Raw genomic sequence first — 17430 nt, 5'->3', positions numbered from 1 at the left:
GGCTCAAACCCGCATCACCCAGCCGTGCTTGTCGTCGACCGCGCCGTTCTGAATGCCGACGAGCTTCTTGCGCATCTTCTCGGCCATCTGACCGATACCGCCGGTGCCGATGGTGAACTCGCCAGCGGGGGAGGCGACGGTGCCGACCGGGGTCACGACCGCAGCGGTTCCGCATGCGAGCGTTTCGAGCAGCTTGCCGCTCTCGGCTTCCTCGCGCCATTGGGCGATGGAGTAGGGCTCCTCTCGCACGTCGAGGCCTTCCTCGCGCAGCATCGCGATCAGGCTGTCGCGGGTGATGCCGGGCAGGATCGTGCCGGTGAGCGGCGGGGTGATGACGCTGCCGTCGCTGCGCACGAAGAACAGATTCATGCCGCCCAGCTCCTCGATCCACTTCTTCTCGACCGCATCGAGGAAGACGACCTGATCGCAGCCATGCGCAATGGCTTCTGCCTGCGGGACGAGGCTGGCGGCGTAGTTGCCACCGGTCTTGGCTGCGCCGGTGCCGCCGGGGGCTGCGCGCACGTAGTCTTGGCTGACCCAGATCTTCACCGGGTTCACGCCGCCCTTGAAGTAATTGCCGCTGGAGACGAGGATCACGACGAACTTGTACTGCTTGGCCGGACGCACGCCCAGGAACGCTTCGGAGGCGAACATGAAGGGGCGGATGTAGAGCGAGCCGCCTTCGACGCCCGGCATCCACTTCGCATCGGTCTTCACCGCGAGTTTCACCGCGTCGAGGAACACGTCCTCGGGGATTTCGGGCATCGCCATGCGCTTGGCGCTTTCGTTGAAGCGGCGCGCGTTTTGCTCCGGGCGGAACATGGCGAGACCGCCGTCAGCGTGGCGAAACGCCTTCATCCCTTCGAAGATCTCCTGCGCATAGTGCAGGACGGAAGCCGCCGGATCGAGCGCAATCGGCTCACGCGGACCGATGCGCGCGGAATGCCAGCCGCCCTTGTCCTCGTCATAGTCGATCGTGACCATGTGATCGGTGAAGACCTTGCCGAAACCGGGGTCGGCAATGGCGGCTTCGCGGGCCGCATCAGGTGTGGGTGAGGGGTGAGGAATAGTCTCGAATTGCATAGATCACGCGGATAATGTCGGGCGAGGCCGGGGGCAAGCGGTGTGTGCGCGCTGTGGCTTTTGGAAGGCTGCGATGGACCGTCGAAGGGGTGCTTTTGAAAATACGGCGGTTCGGAGCATGTGCCTGTTAAATAGCGGGTTTTGAGTGGATTGGCGTGTAGGATGTGTGACTTTCCGTTGGCGGGCCATCGAGGCGGTCGCGGGCTTGATCATCTTGGAGAGTGTCAGGCTTTCCATAAACGCGATCCATAACTTCTGCTCTGCAAGTAGGAAAACGGGCAGCACCCTTCGCCAACACCGCCCAATGAAAAGGGCGCTTCCTCGCCCGTAGGAGGAAACGCCCTTTCATGGTCAGCGGCGGTAAGCGCCGCTCACGAAGTCTTACTCGGTCGTTAGGTTACCGAATATACCTCGCGCGGAAACTTGCCGACCTCTCTACTGAACCATGAGACATCGGATCACCTCCTTTCGCGCTTGTAAGCCAAGACCCAAACCGTATCACCGGGGGCCGAGAGCCGCGTTCGCCGCTGGCCTCAATCACTGTTGTGAATCATGTGAATTGTTCAGGCAAGACTTGAAAAAAGTTTTTCCCACGTCAGAATAGAACATCGTTGCGTAATTGACGTAACGAACGGCGCCTTGGGGAAATCCGGGGCGTTTTGTATATTCGGGACAGGTTTGTGGGTAGCCTGTCGAGAAGCTGTGGATATTAACGGATAGAATCGGTTTGGCTTGCGTGACCCCATCCGGGGCCACATCCTCGATGCTGTTCCTCCTTCGCTGTGTTCAGTCGGGCATCTGCGGCTCGCGCGCGTGCGCTCGCGACGCCTGCAGCGTCGATCACAAGCCACATGAGAAAATTACTCATAAATTGCTGCATACGGCCCGCAGGGTCGCAAGGGCGCCAAAGAGACGTGGGCGCCCGCCCGCAGCGGGCCCGCAGCGAAGCGAAGGCGTCAAGCGAGGACGAAGCCCCGGATGGAGCTTCGCTAAAGAACGATCTACCTGCAATCCTCGATCACACGCGTCACTTCGGCCCATGCGGGTAGGTACAGCGTGCGCTCGCCTTCGGTGCCGATAGCAAAGCGACCTTTGGTGATCGCCATCGCATCGAGCAACGGATCTCTCGGTTGCAGGCCCACGGCGACAAGACCGCTATCAGGGATCGGCTGAGCGACAAGCTGGCGCGTCGTCGTTTCGGTCGTGACGCTCATGGCGCGTGGCTGCGGCGAAACATTCCCGGTCGGGCGACCCAATGCGACGATCCCGGCGGCGCATCGCACGATGAAGACGGGCTCGCCCGATCCTTCCGTAAAGATCGCGAGGCTTTCACCCGGCTCATCCACATAGCTCCACATGCCCTGCGTCTGCGGCGCATCGAGGTAGTTGTCGTATTGCGGCTCCTGAACGAACGGCGGGGGCGTCGGGGTAGGGGTGGGTGTCGGCGAAGGCGTTGACACCGGCGCTGGCGGCGGCGGCGGAGGGGGAGGTGGCTCTGCGCTTGGAACGCAGGCTGCAATTCCGAAGGTGAGGGCAATGGCGCCGACGGTGTGCAAGAGACAAGCTTTCATGCCCACTCAATGCGCGCTAACGGCATTCAGGTCCATGACTGATAAGAAAAATCCTCAGAAGAAGCGCGCAAAGAAGCGCGTCGATCATCTGCTGGTCGAACGTGAACTGGCCGAGAGCCGCACGCGCGCTCAGGCGCTGGTGATGGCGGGCGTCGTTTTCGTCGGCGAGGAGAAGGTCGCAAAGCCCGGTCAGCAGGTTGCCGAGGATGCGGCGCTCGAAGTGCGCGGTCGGGATCACCCTTGGGTGAGCCGGGGGGGGATCAAGCTGGCTCACGCAATTGAACACTTTGACCTTGATCCAACCGGCGCAGTGGCGATCGACGTTGGCAGCTCAACCGGCGGCTTCACCGACGTTCTTCTGTCCAATGGCGCGGCGCACGTCTTTGCGGTCGACAGCGGCACCAACCAGCTCGCATGGAAGCTGCGCCAGGATGACCGCGTTACCGTGCTCGAACAGACGAGTGCGCGGATCCTGACCCGCGATCAGATTGACCGTGACTGCAACTGGGTGGTGTGCGACGCGAGTTTTATTGGTCTCGCAAAGGTGCTTGAGCGCCCCCTCGAACTGGCGGCGCAGGAGTGCCAGCTTGTCGCGCTGATCAAGCCGCAATTCGAAGTTGAAAAGCACGAGGTAGGCAAAGGCGGCGTGGTCCGCGACCCGGCCTTGCACGAACGGGTCTGCAACGAAGTTCGTGAGTGGTTAGAGGGGCTTGGCTGGGACATTGAAGGAATTGTCGAAAGCCCGATCACCGGTCCGCAAGGTAACGTCGAATTCCTGATTTCAGCGCGGCGCCACTAATTCGTCATTGCGAGCGAAGCGAAGCAATCCATAGGTCGATCAAAAGACTTCCAGCCTGTTGTTTATATGATGGCGAACCAAAAGGGAGGGACGATCTATGTGGGCGTCACTTCAGATTTGCCACGGCGGGCGTATGAGCATCGCGAAGGCCTGATGAGTGGATTCACCAAGAGATACAGTTGCAAACGACTTGTCTGGTTTGAGCTTCACTCGACGATGGAGGAAGCAATTCTGCGTGAGAAGCAGATCAAGGGCGGCTCTCGCTCAAAGAAGATATCCTTGATCGAGGCCACGAACCCTGAATGGCGAGACCAGTTTTTCGACATTAGCCGTTAGGCCATGGATTGCTTCGCCTGCGGCTCGCAATGACGAGGGCTACTCCAGGTCCAGCGACCCCAGCTTCGCATCAAGGTCGATCGGGATTTGCGAGAGCACTTCGATACCGCTCTCTTTCTCATACGCCGCCTCTTCACCGTGCTCTGCGACGAGTTCCGCGTGCTTCTCGTCGCGTTCGCGCAGCAGCTGCGCGATCTCGTCGCGGTAGAGCGCGACCATTGCGGTGACGAAGCGGTTCACGAGGTCGTCTTCGGGCGTGTGGTCGGTGTTAAAGTCGGACAGGTGCTCGATCATCACGTCAGCGGGGAACAGGAATTCGTTGGTCACGAAGCGGTTCACCGTGAACCATGCGCGCGGAATGCCGTTCGTGTCGATCGACAGGCCGATGACATGTGTGACGTGAGCGCGGCAGTCTTCCCCCTGAGGCGGCCAAACCTTCGGCTCCAGCCCTTCGGGCAGCTGAGTGCGGTGGAGGAACAGGTGGAAGTGCCCGTGCTCGTCCTTGTCGCGGCTGCCGGGAGCATGGACATGATAGTACCAGCGCGACTTGCAGTATTTGTCGCGCGCATCTTTGATCGGGTAATGCTTCCAGAAGTTCGCGCCCTCTTCGGGCACGACGCGCAGCATCAGCGGTTTCTGCTCCTGCGCCATCTGCGTGATGGTTTCGATCACCACATGCGCGGCCTCAACCGTCGTAAGGGGCTTGGAGGGCGGGGCAGAAGTTGTGTCGGGAGCGCTGGCCATGTCGCCATGACTATAATGCAAAACGGCCGGCGACAACTCTCGTTATCGCCGGCCGGATTGTGTTTACGCTGATGCGTCGACGCGCTTAGGCGGCACCGCAGCAACCAGCTGCACAGCAGCCAGCGGCACAGCAACCAGCGGCACAGCAACCAGCTGCACAGCAGCCAGCGGCACAGCAGGCGATTTCTTCAGCAGCTTCACAAGCAGCGTCAGCGACTTCTTCAGCTGCTTCTTCAACCGAAGTCTCGTCAGCAGCGGTGTCGCCCTCTTCAGCCGGCGGGGTGCAGGCTGCGGTCGAGATTGCGAGGCCACCAGCAACGGCGAGCATCGATGCGAAGTTGGTCTTTTTCATTAAGTCGTCCCCTCATCGAACCTTGGACGGGTTTCCTCCCCCCGACTAAGGCCCAGTTGGCAAAGGTGAGGCGCGCGAGTGGAAATTCCTGCCGAACGGCGCCCCGAATCACGGCAAGAATGTGGCGAAGCTATCACAATGTGGCGAAAGCGCGAACGCTGTTAATTTCGCTGCCGACTTTCTGCGCGCAATCGGCTGTCACCAAGACACTGATTCAGGGTAACAATGTGCCGGATTGGGGCACGTCTGACATCAGCCGCAAGGGCAGGGTTTGGCGTGCCTTATTCGCTCGTGTATCGCCCCCAAGGCGCGCAGCGGATGCGAATCGAGACGCGCTATCGGGGACGCGGAAACAGGGCACAGCGAGTTGCGCGACAGCGGCTCGACTATGTTGGGAGAAGAGATGAATTTTCTGGCTTCGAAAGCTCAGCTGCGGGCAAGTTTCCTGCGCTGGGCGTTGTTTCTGGTCCCGCTTATCGTGCTGCTTGGTTTTACCGCGGGACAATTGGGAAGTCCCGACACCGTCTGGTTCCAAAGCCTGACGAAGCCTGCGATCTTCCCGCCGACCGCGGCCTTCGGGATCGTTTGGGGCATCCTCTATGTCGTCATCGGCCTTGCGCTTGCACTCGTGGTCAGCGCCTGGGGCGCTGCGGGCAGGGGGCTCGCGATCGTGCTGTTCGCGCTCCATTTCATCGGCAACCTTGCGTGGACGCCGGTGTTCTTCGGAATGCAGGAGATGACCCTTGGCCTTTATGTCCTGATCTATGTCGCGGTCAGCCTGCTGCTTGTCATCGCCGCGTTCTGGCGGGTGCGGCGGATCGCTGCGCTGATGATGCTGCCTTACCTTGCGTGGGTGTGCTTTGCCGCAGTGCTCAACTACCAGTTCATCGAAGCCAACCCCGATGGCGGTGCAGATGCCGGCGAAGGGGCGGTAGAGCGCATCGAGTTTTGATGGGTTGGTTCTGGACAATCGCAACGCTCGTCGCCAAATAGCGAGCCATGCAAAGCCAGAACCCGATCATCGCCGATTTCGTCAAACTCGCTAACAGCGCCGCTGGCACCATGGCCGGCATGACGCGTGAAGCGCGCGAAAGCGCTCGCGAACGTGTGCGCGAGGCGATGGGCGGCATGGACTTCGTCAGCCGCGAGGAATTCGATACGGTCAAGGCGATGGCTCAGAAGGCCCGCGAACAAGCCGACGCTCTCGAAGCCAAGGTGGCCGAGCTCGAAAAGAAGCTCGCCGCGAAGTAATCTCCAGGCACTTCCCTGCCAATCGCAGGATTGCACCCGCATCATGATCCTCTAGGCTGGCTCGCGAACTTCTTGTTTCGAGAGGCATCCCAAGAGGCATCCATGATCCGATCCATCCTGCTCGCCGCAACGGCGCTTTCGCTTTCCTCCGCCGCTTTCGCCCAGGACGCCGAAGAAACCTTCGGCGGCGCGAAGGGCGCTGACCTTTCGATCGAGGCGATGGAGCCTGATGGCAGCGGCGTCACGCTTGGCCGCGCGGGCGAGTACCCCGCAGACATTGCGCGCTATCTGCTTGCTGGCGGTCCGGGAGCAGCCAACCTCTCGCCCGATGGCGAAACCATCGCGTTCTCGTGGGACATAACCGGCCAGAGCGAGCTTTGGGTCATGCCCGCAAGCGGCGGCGTGCCGCGGCAGGTGACGTTCGAAACCGGCGTCGGCGCACCTGTCTGGACCCCCGACGGATCAGCCCTGTTTTATTCCGCCGACCGCGACGGCAACGAGCAACCCGGCTATTTCGTCCTCACGCCCGACGGGATGAGCGAGACCGAAATCCTCCCGGCAGCGCGCGGCGACTTCCGCATCTTTGGCGGCTTTGCCGAGGATGGCAGCTTCATCTACGCGTCGACCGCGCGCGGGGCCGGGGTGTTCGACATCTATCGCGGCACGATGGACGGCGCGTCCGAGTTGCTGGTCGAAAGCGAGCTTGGTCTTGCCGCACGCTCGATCTCGCCGAATGGCAAATACGCCATCGTGACCGAAACTGTGGGCGAGGATGCTGACAATCTCTACCTCCTCGATCTCGCGACAAAGGAGATGACTACGATCTCCAAGCCTCCGGTCGAGAACCGTGCGAGCCATACGCTGGGCGGCTTCGAATGGTGGCCCAATTCGCGCGGCTTCTATTTCTCGACCAACCTTGGCCGCGAATATGGCGCGCTCTCCTTCTACGATGTCGAAAGCGGCAGTTTCGAGATGGTCTTCGGATCGGACCGCGATGTCGAAAACCTCGAACTGTGCGGCGCGGGTGAGGGTGGCTCCTACCTCTACTGGACCGAGAATGACGATGGCTTTGACCGCCTTCGCGGCTGGCAGGTGGTTGAGAAGCGCCCGATCGCCATGCCCGAAATGCCCGAAGGCACCTATTCGCTGGACTGCGAGGCAGAAGGCGATCTTCTGATCCGCGTCAGCGGCTGGCAGACGCCGGGCGAATTGTGGATGACGAACCCCATCGAAGGCACCTCTGAAAAGGTGTTTGCGGCGAACTATGCCGGGCTCGATCCCGAACGCCTAATTCGCCCACAGGTCGTGCGCTACGCTGCGCGCGATGGGGTGGAATTGCAGGGGCTGCTTTACCTGCCCGAAGGTGCAGGCACGGGCGACAGCGCGCCGCCGGTGGTCTTTTCCGTTCACGGCGGACCCTCGGGCCAGTCGCAGGCGAGCTTCGACCCGATTGCGCAATATCACGTCGCAAGGGGCGTCGCGGTGTTCGAGCCTAATGTGCGCGGAAGCACCGGGCTCGGCCGCACTTATGCGACGCTCGACGACCGCGAAAATCGCCTCAATTCGATCAGCGATCTCGTCGACCTGAAGAACGCGCTTGCAGCCGATGGGCTGATCGATGGCGACCGCGCTGCGGTAATGGGCGGATCATACGGCGGCTATGCCGTGAACGCCGTTCTGGCCGAATATCCGGGCGAATTTGCCGCCGGGGTGTCGCTGTTCGGTGTCGCCGACTGGATCACCGCGCTAGAGGTCGCTTCGCCTGCGCTCAAGGCGTCTGACCGGATCGAATATGGCGACATCACCGAAGACCGCTGGCGCGAGTTTTACCGCGTCAATTCGCCGATCCGCAAAGCCGACCAGATTCGCGTGCCGGTGCTCTACTCACACGGCGTGATGGACCCGCGCATCGACATCTACGAGACCGAAGTGATGGTGAAGACCCTTCGAGATAATGGGGTCGAGGCTCCCTTCGTGCGCATTCCCGACGAAGGGCACGGCTGGCGCAAGCTGTCGAACCAGCTGTTCTACTATCGCAAGCAGGCGGAATTCATCGAAGAGCAGCTGGGTCTGGCCGAAGTCGAATAGGGTTAGTTGATTTGAACATCTCCGTCCCCGCGATCCTCGTCGCAGCGCGTGCGCATGGGGAGACGGCGGTTATTGCCCGTCTGATGACTGAGGAACACGGCCTCGTTGCCGCCTATGTCGCCGGTGGGCGAGGGCGGCAGCTGCGCCCCGTGGTCATTCCGGGCAATTCGCTTGAGGCGGAGATTCGCTCCAAGTCTGACAGCCAACTGCCTTTCGCCCGGATCGAACTGGCAGTCAGCCGCGCACCATGGATGACCGAGCCGCTGCCCGCAGCCGCGATCGGCTGGGCATGCGCGCTCACCGCCTCGACCTTGCCCGAGCGCAATCCGTACCCATCGCTTTTTTCCGCGTTCGAAGCGTTGCTGGAGGCAATCTGCCACGCACCCAGCGCGCGCGGTTGGCTTGCCGCGATGGTGGCTTACGAGGCGATGCTGCTGCGCGAGCTTGGCTATGGCGGCGAGAAGCCTGACATGGCCGCTGACCTCGAAGCACAATTCGAGGCTTTCCGCCGGCTTCACCGCCCGATCCGCGACTACCTTCTTGCGGGAAACCCCCGCGATGTTATGGCCGCGAGGGTTGCATTGGGGGAGCGCCTGAAGCGCATGATCGAGTGAGGGCGAGGTTATGAAGATCGCAATTCTGCCAGGCGACGGGATCGGCCCCGAAGTCACCCGCGAGGCGGTGAAAGTGCTAGAGGCGGTGAACCTGCCCGGACTTACACTGTTCGAAGGCGACGTTGGCGGCATCGCTTACAAACGCCACGGCCATCCGCTTCCGCCCGAAACGCTGACGATTGCCAAGTCCTGCGATGCAGTGCTGTTCGGCGCTGTCGGCGATCCCGATTGCGACAGGCTCGACCGGCATCTGCGCCCCGAACAGGCGATCCTCGGCCTTCGCAAGGAGCTCGACCTGTTCGCCAATCTGCGCCCGGCCAAGGTCTATGAGGGGCTGGAGCACCTCTCTCCCCTGAAGCCGGAGATCGCGGGCCAGCTTGACATGATGATCGTGCGCGAACTCACCGGCGACGTGTATTTCGGGGACAAGGGCGAACGGGTGGCCATCGACGGCACGCGCGAGGGGTGGGACATGATGTCCTACTCCGAAACCGAGGTCAGCCGGATTGCCCGCGTTGCTTTTCGAACCGCGCGCGCAGGCGATGACAAGTACCGCGTGACCAGCGTCGACAAGGCAAACGTGCTCGAAACCAGCCAGGTGTGGCGCGACACGGTCAACGCGGCGGCTGGCGCTCATCCCGATATCGAGCTTAGCCACATGTATGTCGACAACGCCGCGATGCAGATCATCAGCAATCCGGGCAGCTTCGGTGTGATCCTGACCGGCAACCTGTTCGGCGATATCCTGTCCGATCTGGCCAGCGCGGCGGTCGGGTCGATCGGCCTGCTCGCCAGCGCCTCGATGGGCGAACGCCGCACCGACCATGGCATCTTCGGCCTCTACGAACCGATCCACGGCAGCGCGCCCGATATCGCGGGCAGGGGTATCGCCAATCCGATGGCGACGATCCTTTCGGCAGCCATGATGCTGCGCCACTCCTTCGGTCTCGACAGCGAAGCAGCGCGGATCGAGGCGGCGGTCGAAAAGGCGCTGGCAGACGGTTTCCTCGGCGGCGACCTTGGCGGAGAGCACGGGACCGAGGCGATCGGCGCTGCGGTGAGGGAGCGGCTCTAGCCAGCATCCAGCGATGAGCCTTGAGCTTGCGATAATTCTCCCGACGCTCAACGAGCGCGGCAACCTTGCGCCGCTTGTCGAGCGCATCGAAGCGGCCCTCGGGACCGAGGGCTGGGAAGTGCTCATTGTCGACGACGACAGCAAAGATGGGACAGCAGACGAGGGCCGCGATCTTGCGCGGACTGATCGCCGGGTCCGGGTGATCCAGCGGATCGGCAGGCGCGGGCTTGCGAGTGCGGCGATAGAGGGGTTCTGCGCGACCGCTGCGCCGTATGTGGCCGTCATGGACGCCGACCACCAGCACGATCCCGCGCTGCTTGCTGGAATGCTCGATGCGCTAAAAGCCGGCGAGGCTGAGATCTGCGTTGCCAGCCGATTTGCCGAAGGGGCGAGCACCGCCGACTGGCAGCAGCCCGAGCGCGAAAGACTTTCCAACCTCGCCAACCGGATCGCACGCGGGATCACAGGGGTCGAACTCACCGATCCGATGAGCGGCTATTTCATGTTGCCAACGGTGACCGCGCGGGCGCTTGTACCGCGGTTGTCGGGGATCGGCTTCAAGATCCTTCTCGATCTGCTCGCCACCGCCGATGCGCCGATGAAAGTGAAGGAGTTTCCGCTGAAATTCGCCAAGCGCCGCGAGGGCGAAAGCAAGCTTGACCGGGCGATCCTGTTCGATTTCCTCGCCGGGATTTATGACAAGTCGCTGGGCCGCCTGATCCCGACGCGTTTTGCGCTATTCGGCACGGTCGGGGCGCTGGGTGTGATCGTGCACATGGCGGTGCTCGCGAGCCTGCTTTTCGTGTTCGAGGAAGCCTTCACCGTGTCGCAGGCCGCCGCCGTGCTGACCGCGATGAGTTTCAACTTCTGGCTCAACAACTGGCTGACCTATCGCGACCGCCGTCTGAAGGGGTGGGGCGAGTTCCTGCGGGGCTGGGCGGGGTTCTGCCTGACTTGTGCAGTGGGCGGCTTCGCAAACGTCGCGGTGGCGACACTGTTGCAATCTCAGGGGCTGTTCTGGGCGCTCGCCGCACTGGCGGGCATCCTCATCGGCTCTGTATGGAATTACGCGCTATCCAGCCGCTTCGTGTGGGGGCGGTTCTAGGCAAACCGGCTGCGCAGCAGCCGCAAGGTCGACTGGCCGCCGCGCCTTATGGCGCGAAGCCAAGCAGGCCGGATGGCCTGCGCCCGGCGTCTGAGGGCGCAAAAAAGCTACCTCCAGCCCGCGATCCAGGTCCAATCGGCAAAGCTCATGGGCCCATCGAGCGGTGCGGCGGTCAGGATCTTGTAGAACACCCCGAACAGACCCGCGCTCGCCAAAAGTACGCCGTAAGCCAGCCTGTTCCATCCCGCTTGCCTCAAATCGCTCAGCGACAAGGCCAGTGCGCCGAGCAGGAACATGCTCGGCATGACGTAGTGATAATAGAACTGCACAGGCTTGGGCGCGATCAGCCACAGGCCGAGGCTGACACCGTAACCGACAACCACCGCGATCTTGGCCCAGTCGCTTCGGTAAAGCCCCGCGACAAGGCACCACACCAACGCAGGCAGGCCAATCAGCATGGTCAGCGGATTGCCGATCAGCAGAACCCCGCGCTGCGCCTCATCGACGAACTCATAGAGATACCAGATGCCGCGCGTGTTCATCACCCATTGCGGCCAGTTGCTCTGATAGGAATGCGGGGCGAGCACCTGCTGCTGAAGCGCGAGCATGTCAGCGTGCAGCCCGAAAAGGCCAAGCTCTGAGAGCGGCGAGGGGCGAAGCTCGCTGCCCAGCCAATGTCCCGGCATGAAAGTCAGCGCGTAGATCGCAAGCGGCAGGACACCGAGCCATAGGAACGCTTCGATCAGGCTGATGCCGGGTATCGGAACACCGCGGCGGCTCGTGAACAGGCGGCGACGGCCTGCCGACAGGCGCGCTGCGAAGAAGGTGAGGCCGGGCACCATCGCCAGCGGCACTGCATTCCACTTGCTTCCCAAAGCGCAGCCGATGGCAATGCCGGTGAGAATAAGACGGGTGCGCGCGGTCTCCGGTTCGCGAATGGCGGCAGCGAATTGCCATGCGGCGAGCGACAGGAACGCCGCCATGAAGATATCGAGCATCGCGATCCGGGCATGGATCAGCAGGTGAAAACCGGTCACCAGCAGGATACCAAACGCGACCGTCGCGAACCTGTCCTCGCTCGTATGCCACATCGCCCGCATGCTCGCGCCGACAGCCACGATCCCTGCGATGAGTGGCATGATCCGCCAACCCAGCGGATTGTCGCCGAATAGGTACATGCCTAGCGCAATCAGCTCCTTGCCGAGAAGGGGATGTTCGCGGTTCACGTATTCCCCGGTCACGCCCGCCCACGCATTGAGAAATTCGCGCGCTGCCGGAAGGTAGTGAACCTCGTCGAAATAGGGCGCAGAAGGGGTCGTAAGCCGGAAGCCTGCTATCAGCGCGAAGATCGCCGGGATAACGAGGCACCAGACCCAGGGATCGCTGGGGTGCTCCGGCGCGCTTTCGTGAGCGCGATGAAGCGGCTCTGGTGCGTCGTCGACACTCTGGGCTTGGGCCTCGGTCATGGACCCGAGCGCTTAGGCAAGCACTCAGGCCCCTGCAAGCTTGTTAGGCATCTATGATCAGGCGGTTGGCGCTTCCGGCTGCGCGCATTCGAGATAAAACAGCCGCGCGCACATGGCGAGAAGTCCGATGCTGGCGGTCGATATTACGAATAGCCCCCAAAGCGCGACATTCATTCCCACTGCGCGCGCTCGCGGTGCAATGAAGAAGAAGGCAATCAGAACCGCCGCGATCAGATCCCACCAAACCTGAATGCCGGTAAGGTTTTGCGAGTGGTTCACCCAGAACATCACCGGCCCTTCCTGCCACAACTGGATCGTGGTGTAGCCAGCAAAGCCTGCTCCAAGCATCGCGGCCATAAGGGCACTTCCGGTTTTTTGATGGCGCGCCAGGATCGAGGCGAATGCGACGAGCCCGCCTGCAATGCCAGCGATAAACAGGATTTCAGTGGGACTCATGACAAATTTTCCTCATCGTTGTAGCGAGTGCTACAAAAGCTTGTAGCGTAATGTAGCACTCGCTACAAGGCCCTATGTCCAGCGCATCCAACAGATCTCAAATGAGCCGCGAGACGCTTCTTCCGCTTCTTGCGGCCCATGTCCTTGAGCACGGGCTCGCCGCTGCCAGCCTTCGGCCACTGGCCAAGGCAGCAGCGACAAGCGACCGAATGCTGATCTACCACTTCGGCAACAAGGAGCAGTTGCTTGCCGACATCCTCGCGCACATTGCCGACACCTATTCGCTGGCGCTTGATGCCGCCGTGGGTGGTGAGCGCGCGCAGAGCAGGCAAGAAGTCGTCTCGCGCATCCTCGCTCAGGTGAGGGAGCCAGCCATGCAGCCCTTCCAAACCCTTTGGTGGGAGATCGTGGCGGGCTCGGCTCGCGGTGTGCCTGGCTATCACGAGGCCGCCGAGGCGGTCATGGCTCGGTTGCTCGAGTGGCTGGAAACCCAGATGCCCGAGAACGACCCCGATCCGGTTGGCGGCGCGCGGTACCTTCTCACGCTGATCGAGGGAGCGCAGATGCTCAGCACCGTGGGTCATGCACGAACAGCGCGTGAAGGACTGCTTGCGAGCGACCTTGCGGGCAACCTTTCTGGCGACTAATCGGGCTGCAAGATGAAGAAGACCACCGGAATGGACCGCGCAACGACGCGCAACTGGCGACCCGCGACACAGGCCGTGCGCGGCGGGACGTGGCGCTCGGAACATGGCGAGACGAGCGAGGCGTTGTTCCTCACCTCGGGCTACACCTACGACGATGCGCAGACCGTTGCGGACCGGTTTGCGGGCGAAGCCGAGGGCATGACCTATTCGCGCCTTCAGAACCCGACCGTCGCGATGCTGGAAGAGCGGATCGCCTTGATGGAAGGGGCCGAGGCCTGCCGCGCTCAGGCGAGCGGGATGGCGGCCATGACCGCTGCATTGCTCTGCCAACTGTCCGCCGGCGACCATGTGGTCGCCGCGCGCGCCGCTTTCGGGTCGTGCCGTTGGCTGGTCGACCATCTGCTCCCGCGTTTCGGGATCGAAACATCGGTGATCGACAGCGCTGACGATGCGGCATGGGAAGCGGCTATCCGGCCCAATACCAAGGTGTTCTTCTTCGAGACCCCGGCCAACCCGACGCTCGATATCGTTGATCTCAAGCACGTCTGCGACCTCGCCAAGGCGCACGGGATCACCACGGTGGTCGACAACGCCTTTGCCTCGCCAGCCTTGCAGCGCCCGATGGAGTTTGGCGCGGACGTCGTCGCTTACAGCGCGACCAAGCTGATGGACGGGCAGGGCAGGGTGCTCGCCGGCGCAATCTGCGGGAGCGAGGAGTGGGTGAACGAGACGCTCATGCCGTTTCAGCGCAACACCGGACCCACGATCAGCGCATTCAACGCCTGGGTCGTGCACAAGGGGCTTGAGACGCTGAGCCTGCGCGCTCACCAGCAGAGCCGCAATGCCGTTGCGCTGGGTGAGTTTCTCGAACCGCGCGTGACCAAGGCAGGCGGCCACATGCGCCATCCCGGCCTGCCGAGCCATGCGCGCCACAATCTCGCGCTTTCGCAAATGGAAGCGACGGGTCCGATCTTTGCCTTCGACGTCGGGACGCGCGAATGCGCCTTTCAGATTCTCAACGGGCTGGAGCTCGTCGATATCTCCAACAATATCGGCGATGCGCGCAGCTTGATGTGCCACCCGGCGAGCACCACGCACGCAAACATGGGCGAGGAAGCGCGCGAGGAAATGGGCGTTTCCGAAGGCCTCCTTCGCATCAATGTGGGGCTTGAGGACATCGCCGACCTTACCGAGGACATGGACCGGGCGCTCAGCGCGGCGGGCATGTAGGGTTCAACCGCAAAAAGCCGGGGCAACGCGCATGACGCGCCACCCCGGCTTCTAAGCACATCCGCTGCGGTTCGATGGTCTCTAACGCAGCGGTTGGAACGACCTTTCGTGTGGCCTTCGCCAAGTCAGGGCATGCACGCGTGCATACCAAGACACTGCCGGTATTGGCTTACCGGCTCCTAACAATTCAGGAGCGAACGACGCTAACGCCAATTTAACCACGTCATGCACGGACAGCGCGGTTGTGCAATGCAGCATGATTGCCTATGTGGCTGCATCACTTCTCCAGTCCGGGCGCACTCTCTCCACCTGTCCGGCTCACAGACATTTCCGGATAGATCCGACCATGACCCAGACCCGCTCCTTCGCGGAAACCTTCCGCCGTGACTGGTTCGCGCAGCCTCGCGCAGACATTCTTGCAGGGATCGTTGTCGCCCTCGCGCTGATCCCCGAGGCAATCGGCTTTGCGCTGATCGCGGGCGTCGACCCGAGCGTCGGGCTTTATGCGAGCGTCGCGATTGCCATGGTGATCGCCTTTACTGGCGGGCGTCCCGGCATGATATCGGCGGCCACGGCTGCGGTTGCGGTTGTCGTGATCCCGCTGGTGCGCGATTACGGGGTCGATTACCTCTTTGCCGCGACGATCTTGATGGGCATTTTCCAGGGTATTGCGGCGGTGCTGCGGCTCGACCTGCTTATGCAATTCGTCTCGCGCAGCGTCATCACGGGCTTCGTCAACGCGCTCGCAATCCTCATTTTCATGGCGCAGATACCTCAGCTGATGCCGGGTAACGAGGGCGTGGGCCCGTGGACCTGGGCGATGGTCGCGGTCGGCCTTGGCATCATCTACGGCTTCCCGCGCATCACCAAGTCGGTGCCAAGCCCGCTTGTCGCCATCGTCTTGCTGACCGCTGCGGCAATTTACTGGGGCCTGCCCGTCAACAATGTCGCGGGCGAGGGCACTCTGCCCGATGGCCTGCCAACCTTTGCGCTGCCCGACGTGCCGCTGACGTGGGAGACGTTGCAGATCATCGCGCCGTACTCGCTCACGATGGCGGCGGTCGGATTGCTGGAAAGCCTGCTCACCGCGCAGATCGTCGATGACATGACCCACACCGAAAGCAACAAGCGCCGCGAGAGCGCGGGGCAGGGCATCGCCAACGTGGTCGCTGCCTGCTTTGGCGGCATGGGTGGCTGCGCCATGATCGGGCAGTCGGTCATCAACGTGACCTCGGGCGGGCGCGGGCGACTGTCGACCTTTACCGCTGGCGCGTTCCTGCTGTTCCTCCTCACCGTTCTTGGCCCGTGGGTCGGACAGGTGCCGATGCCGGCGCTGGTTGCCGTGATGATTATGGTCAGCATCGGGACGTTCAGCTGGAACTCGATCCCGAACCTGCGCCGCCATCCGCCGACCAGCTCGATCGTGATGATCGCGACGGTTGTCACGGTTGTGTGGACCCACGATCTTGCGCTTGGCGTGCTTGTCGGTGTGCTGCTGTCGGGCATCTTCTTCGCGCAGAAGGTGAAGAACATGTTCACTGTCGAGCGCGTGCGCCGACCGCACTCCGCAGTCTATCATGTGAGGGGCGAGATATTCTTCGCCAGCGTCGACCGCTTCGTCGACCTGCTCGGCCCGGAAAGCCAGTACGATGACGCCGCACATCACGTGGTGATCGACGTGAGCCAGGCGCATTTCTGGGACATCTCTGCCATCGGTGCGCTTGAGAAAGTCATCGAGCGCATGCGCCGCAATGGCCGTCACACGCGTGTGGTCGGCCTGAACGCGGCAAGCGCCGACCTGTTTGATCGCTTTGCGCTGGAAGACAGGACCGGGGTGGAACTGGGCCTCTCACCGACGGGCTAGCCAGCGCAATCGGCGTCGTGAGCGCGCTCGGCGCCTGAGGCCCGAAAGCATAACGTCTGAAAAACAGACTTGAAACGCGCGACGCGTCGTGCGAGCCATGGGGACAATCTTATCAGGAGAGTTCCCATGGCAAACCGCGTCGAGCTGATCTTCGATTTCGTCAGTCCCAATGCCTACATGATCTGGTGGCCGCTGCGCGATCTCGTCAAGCGGACCGGGGCAGAGCTCGACGTCACGCCGGTGTTCCTTGGCGGGATGCACAAGCTCACCGGCAACGCGCCTCCGATGATCCGCGATGCCGATGTGAAGGGCAAGGTCGAGTATTCGATGCTCGAGATGCGGCGCTTCATCGAAAAGCATCAGCTGAGCAAATACAAGCTGCACCCCAAGTTCCCGTTCAACTCAATCACGCTTCAGCGGATGCTATTCGCCGCCGATCAGGACGGCCGCGGCGTGCAATTCGTAGAAGGAATGCTGCCTGCGATCTGGGAACAGGGCGTCGATGTCACCGACCCCGAAGCCCTCGGCGCAGCGGTTGCAGCAGCAGGCTTCGATGCGAAGGACTTGTTCGAGCGGACGCAGACCGACGAGGTGAAACAGGGTCTTGTCGCCAACACCGACAGCGCGGTGGAACGCGGCGCGTTCGGTATTCCGACGCTTTATGTTGGCCCTAAGGACGGTCCGCAGGATATGTTCTTCGGTAAGGAACGCCTAGCCCAGATCGAGGAAGAGCTCGAAAAGGGGTAGCG

General features: G+C 62.2%; 18 protein-coding genes. 12 read left to right on the top strand and 6 right to left on the bottom strand.

Translation table 11 applies throughout. From position 1 onward, the window contains the following. Positions 1-3 precede the first annotated feature (3 nt). The gene (locus tag NAP1_RS07490) at positions 4-1083 is read right to left on the bottom strand and encodes a branched-chain amino acid aminotransferase (protein ID WP_007164657.1); all 1080 of its coding nucleotides are present in this window, start codon (positions 1081-1083) and stop codon (positions 4-6) included. Between the two features lie 1001 nt (positions 1084-2084). Further along, positions 2085-2639 carry a hypothetical protein gene (locus NAP1_RS07485; protein WP_241761194.1) on the bottom strand — a complete coding sequence of 185 codons (555 nt, stop codon included), beginning with the start codon at positions 2637-2639 and terminating at the stop codon, positions 2085-2087. 49 nt (positions 2640-2688) lie between these two features. Between NAP1_RS07485 and NAP1_RS07480 the strand changes: the two genes are divergently transcribed. Both NAP1_RS07480 and NAP1_RS07475 read left to right on the top strand, forming a co-directional pair. Beyond that, a complete protein-coding gene (locus NAP1_RS07480; protein WP_040464341.1) occupies positions 2689-3453 on the top strand; it encodes a TlyA family RNA methyltransferase in 765 nt (254 codons plus the stop codon). Positions 3454-3519: 66 nt separating this feature from the next. Then, positions 3520-3789, top strand: a complete 270-nt coding sequence (locus NAP1_RS07475) for a GIY-YIG nuclease family protein (RefSeq protein WP_007164654.1) — start codon at positions 3520-3522, stop codon at positions 3787-3789. Positions 3790-3828: 39 nt separating this feature from the next. Here the strand turns inward: NAP1_RS07475 and NAP1_RS07470 are convergent, their stop codons facing one another. Beyond that, the gene (locus NAP1_RS07470; RefSeq protein ID WP_007164653.1) at positions 3829-4533 is read right to left on the bottom strand and encodes a hypothetical protein; all 705 of its coding nucleotides are present in this window, start codon (positions 4531-4533) and stop codon (positions 3829-3831) included. An 85-nt stretch (positions 4534-4618) separates the two neighbouring features. Next, the gene (locus NAP1_RS16465) at positions 4619-4885 is read right to left on the bottom strand and encodes a hypothetical protein (RefSeq protein WP_156777218.1); all 267 of its coding nucleotides are present in this window, start codon (positions 4883-4885) and stop codon (positions 4619-4621) included. 403 nt (positions 4886-5288) lie between these two features. Here NAP1_RS16465 and NAP1_RS07465 point away from each other — a divergent pair, with 403 nt between their 5' ends. The 6 genes from NAP1_RS07465 (at position 5289) to NAP1_RS07440 (ending at position 11018) form a co-directional block, all read left to right on the top strand. Continuing rightward, positions 5289-5837 carry a TspO/MBR family protein gene (locus tag NAP1_RS07465; protein ID WP_040464824.1) on the top strand — a complete coding sequence of 183 codons (549 nt, stop codon included), beginning with the start codon at positions 5289-5291 and terminating at the stop codon, positions 5835-5837. Positions 5838-5884: 47 nt separating this feature from the next. Beyond that, positions 5885-6136, top strand: a complete 252-nt coding sequence (locus tag NAP1_RS07460; RefSeq protein ID WP_007164650.1) for an accessory factor UbiK family protein — start codon at positions 5885-5887, stop codon at positions 6134-6136. A 102-nt stretch (positions 6137-6238) separates the two neighbouring features. Further along, on the top strand, positions 6239-8224 hold the full coding sequence (locus NAP1_RS07455) for a S9 family peptidase (protein WP_007164649.1): 1986 nt from the start codon (positions 6239-6241) through the stop codon (positions 8222-8224). Between the two features lie 11 nt (positions 8225-8235). Continuing rightward, positions 8236-8838 carry a DNA repair protein RecO gene (locus NAP1_RS07450; protein ID WP_007164648.1) on the top strand — a complete coding sequence of 201 codons (603 nt, stop codon included), beginning with the start codon at positions 8236-8238 and terminating at the stop codon, positions 8836-8838. A gap of 10 nt (positions 8839-8848) precedes the next feature. After that, positions 8849-9913, top strand: coding sequence for a 3-isopropylmalate dehydrogenase (leuB, locus tag NAP1_RS07445; protein WP_007164647.1), 1065 nt, complete (start codon positions 8849-8851; stop codon positions 9911-9913). 13 nt (positions 9914-9926) lie between these two features. Then, on the top strand, positions 9927-11018 hold the full coding sequence (locus NAP1_RS07440; protein WP_007164646.1) for a glycosyltransferase family 2 protein: 1092 nt from the start codon (positions 9927-9929) through the stop codon (positions 11016-11018). A 107-nt stretch (positions 11019-11125) separates the two neighbouring features. Here the strand turns inward: NAP1_RS07440 and NAP1_RS07435 are convergent, their stop codons facing one another. Together NAP1_RS07435 and NAP1_RS07430 are read right to left on the bottom strand one after the other, a co-directional pair. Beyond that, the gene (locus NAP1_RS07435) at positions 11126-12484 is read right to left on the bottom strand and encodes a phospholipid carrier-dependent glycosyltransferase (protein ID WP_007164645.1); all 1359 of its coding nucleotides are present in this window, start codon (positions 12482-12484) and stop codon (positions 11126-11128) included. 57 nt (positions 12485-12541) lie between these two features. Next, the gene (locus NAP1_RS07430) at positions 12542-12940 is read right to left on the bottom strand and encodes a hypothetical protein (RefSeq protein WP_007164644.1); all 399 of its coding nucleotides are present in this window, start codon (positions 12938-12940) and stop codon (positions 12542-12544) included. A 101-nt stretch (positions 12941-13041) separates the two neighbouring features. Here NAP1_RS07430 and NAP1_RS07425 point away from each other — a divergent pair, with 101 nt between their 5' ends. From NAP1_RS07425 to NAP1_RS07410, 4 genes are all read left to right on the top strand, one after another. Next, on the top strand, positions 13042-13587 hold the full coding sequence (locus NAP1_RS07425; RefSeq protein WP_007164643.1) for a TetR/AcrR family transcriptional regulator: 546 nt from the start codon (positions 13042-13044) through the stop codon (positions 13585-13587). Positions 13588-13599: 12 nt separating this feature from the next. Continuing rightward, positions 13600-14817: a PLP-dependent aspartate aminotransferase family protein gene (locus NAP1_RS07420; RefSeq protein WP_007164642.1), complete on the top strand. Its 1218-nt coding sequence runs from the start codon at positions 13600-13602 to the stop codon at positions 14815-14817. 346 nt (positions 14818-15163) lie between these two features. Then, positions 15164-16681, top strand: coding sequence for a SulP family inorganic anion transporter (locus tag NAP1_RS07415; RefSeq protein WP_007164641.1), 1518 nt, complete (start codon positions 15164-15166; stop codon positions 16679-16681). Positions 16682-16807: 126 nt separating this feature from the next. Continuing rightward, positions 16808-17428: a 2-hydroxychromene-2-carboxylate isomerase gene (locus NAP1_RS07410; RefSeq protein WP_007164640.1), complete on the top strand. Its 621-nt coding sequence runs from the start codon at positions 16808-16810 to the stop codon at positions 17426-17428. Positions 17429-17430: the final 2 nt, after the last annotated feature.

Origin of the sequence: Erythrobacter sp. NAP1 (genome assembly GCF_000152865.1) — a bacterium.
Taxonomy (GTDB): domain Bacteria; phylum Pseudomonadota; class Alphaproteobacteria; order Sphingomonadales; family Sphingomonadaceae; genus Erythrobacter.
The sequence above is the reverse complement of the archived record's forward strand: the minus strand, read 5'-3'. Positions and strand labels throughout refer to the sequence as shown.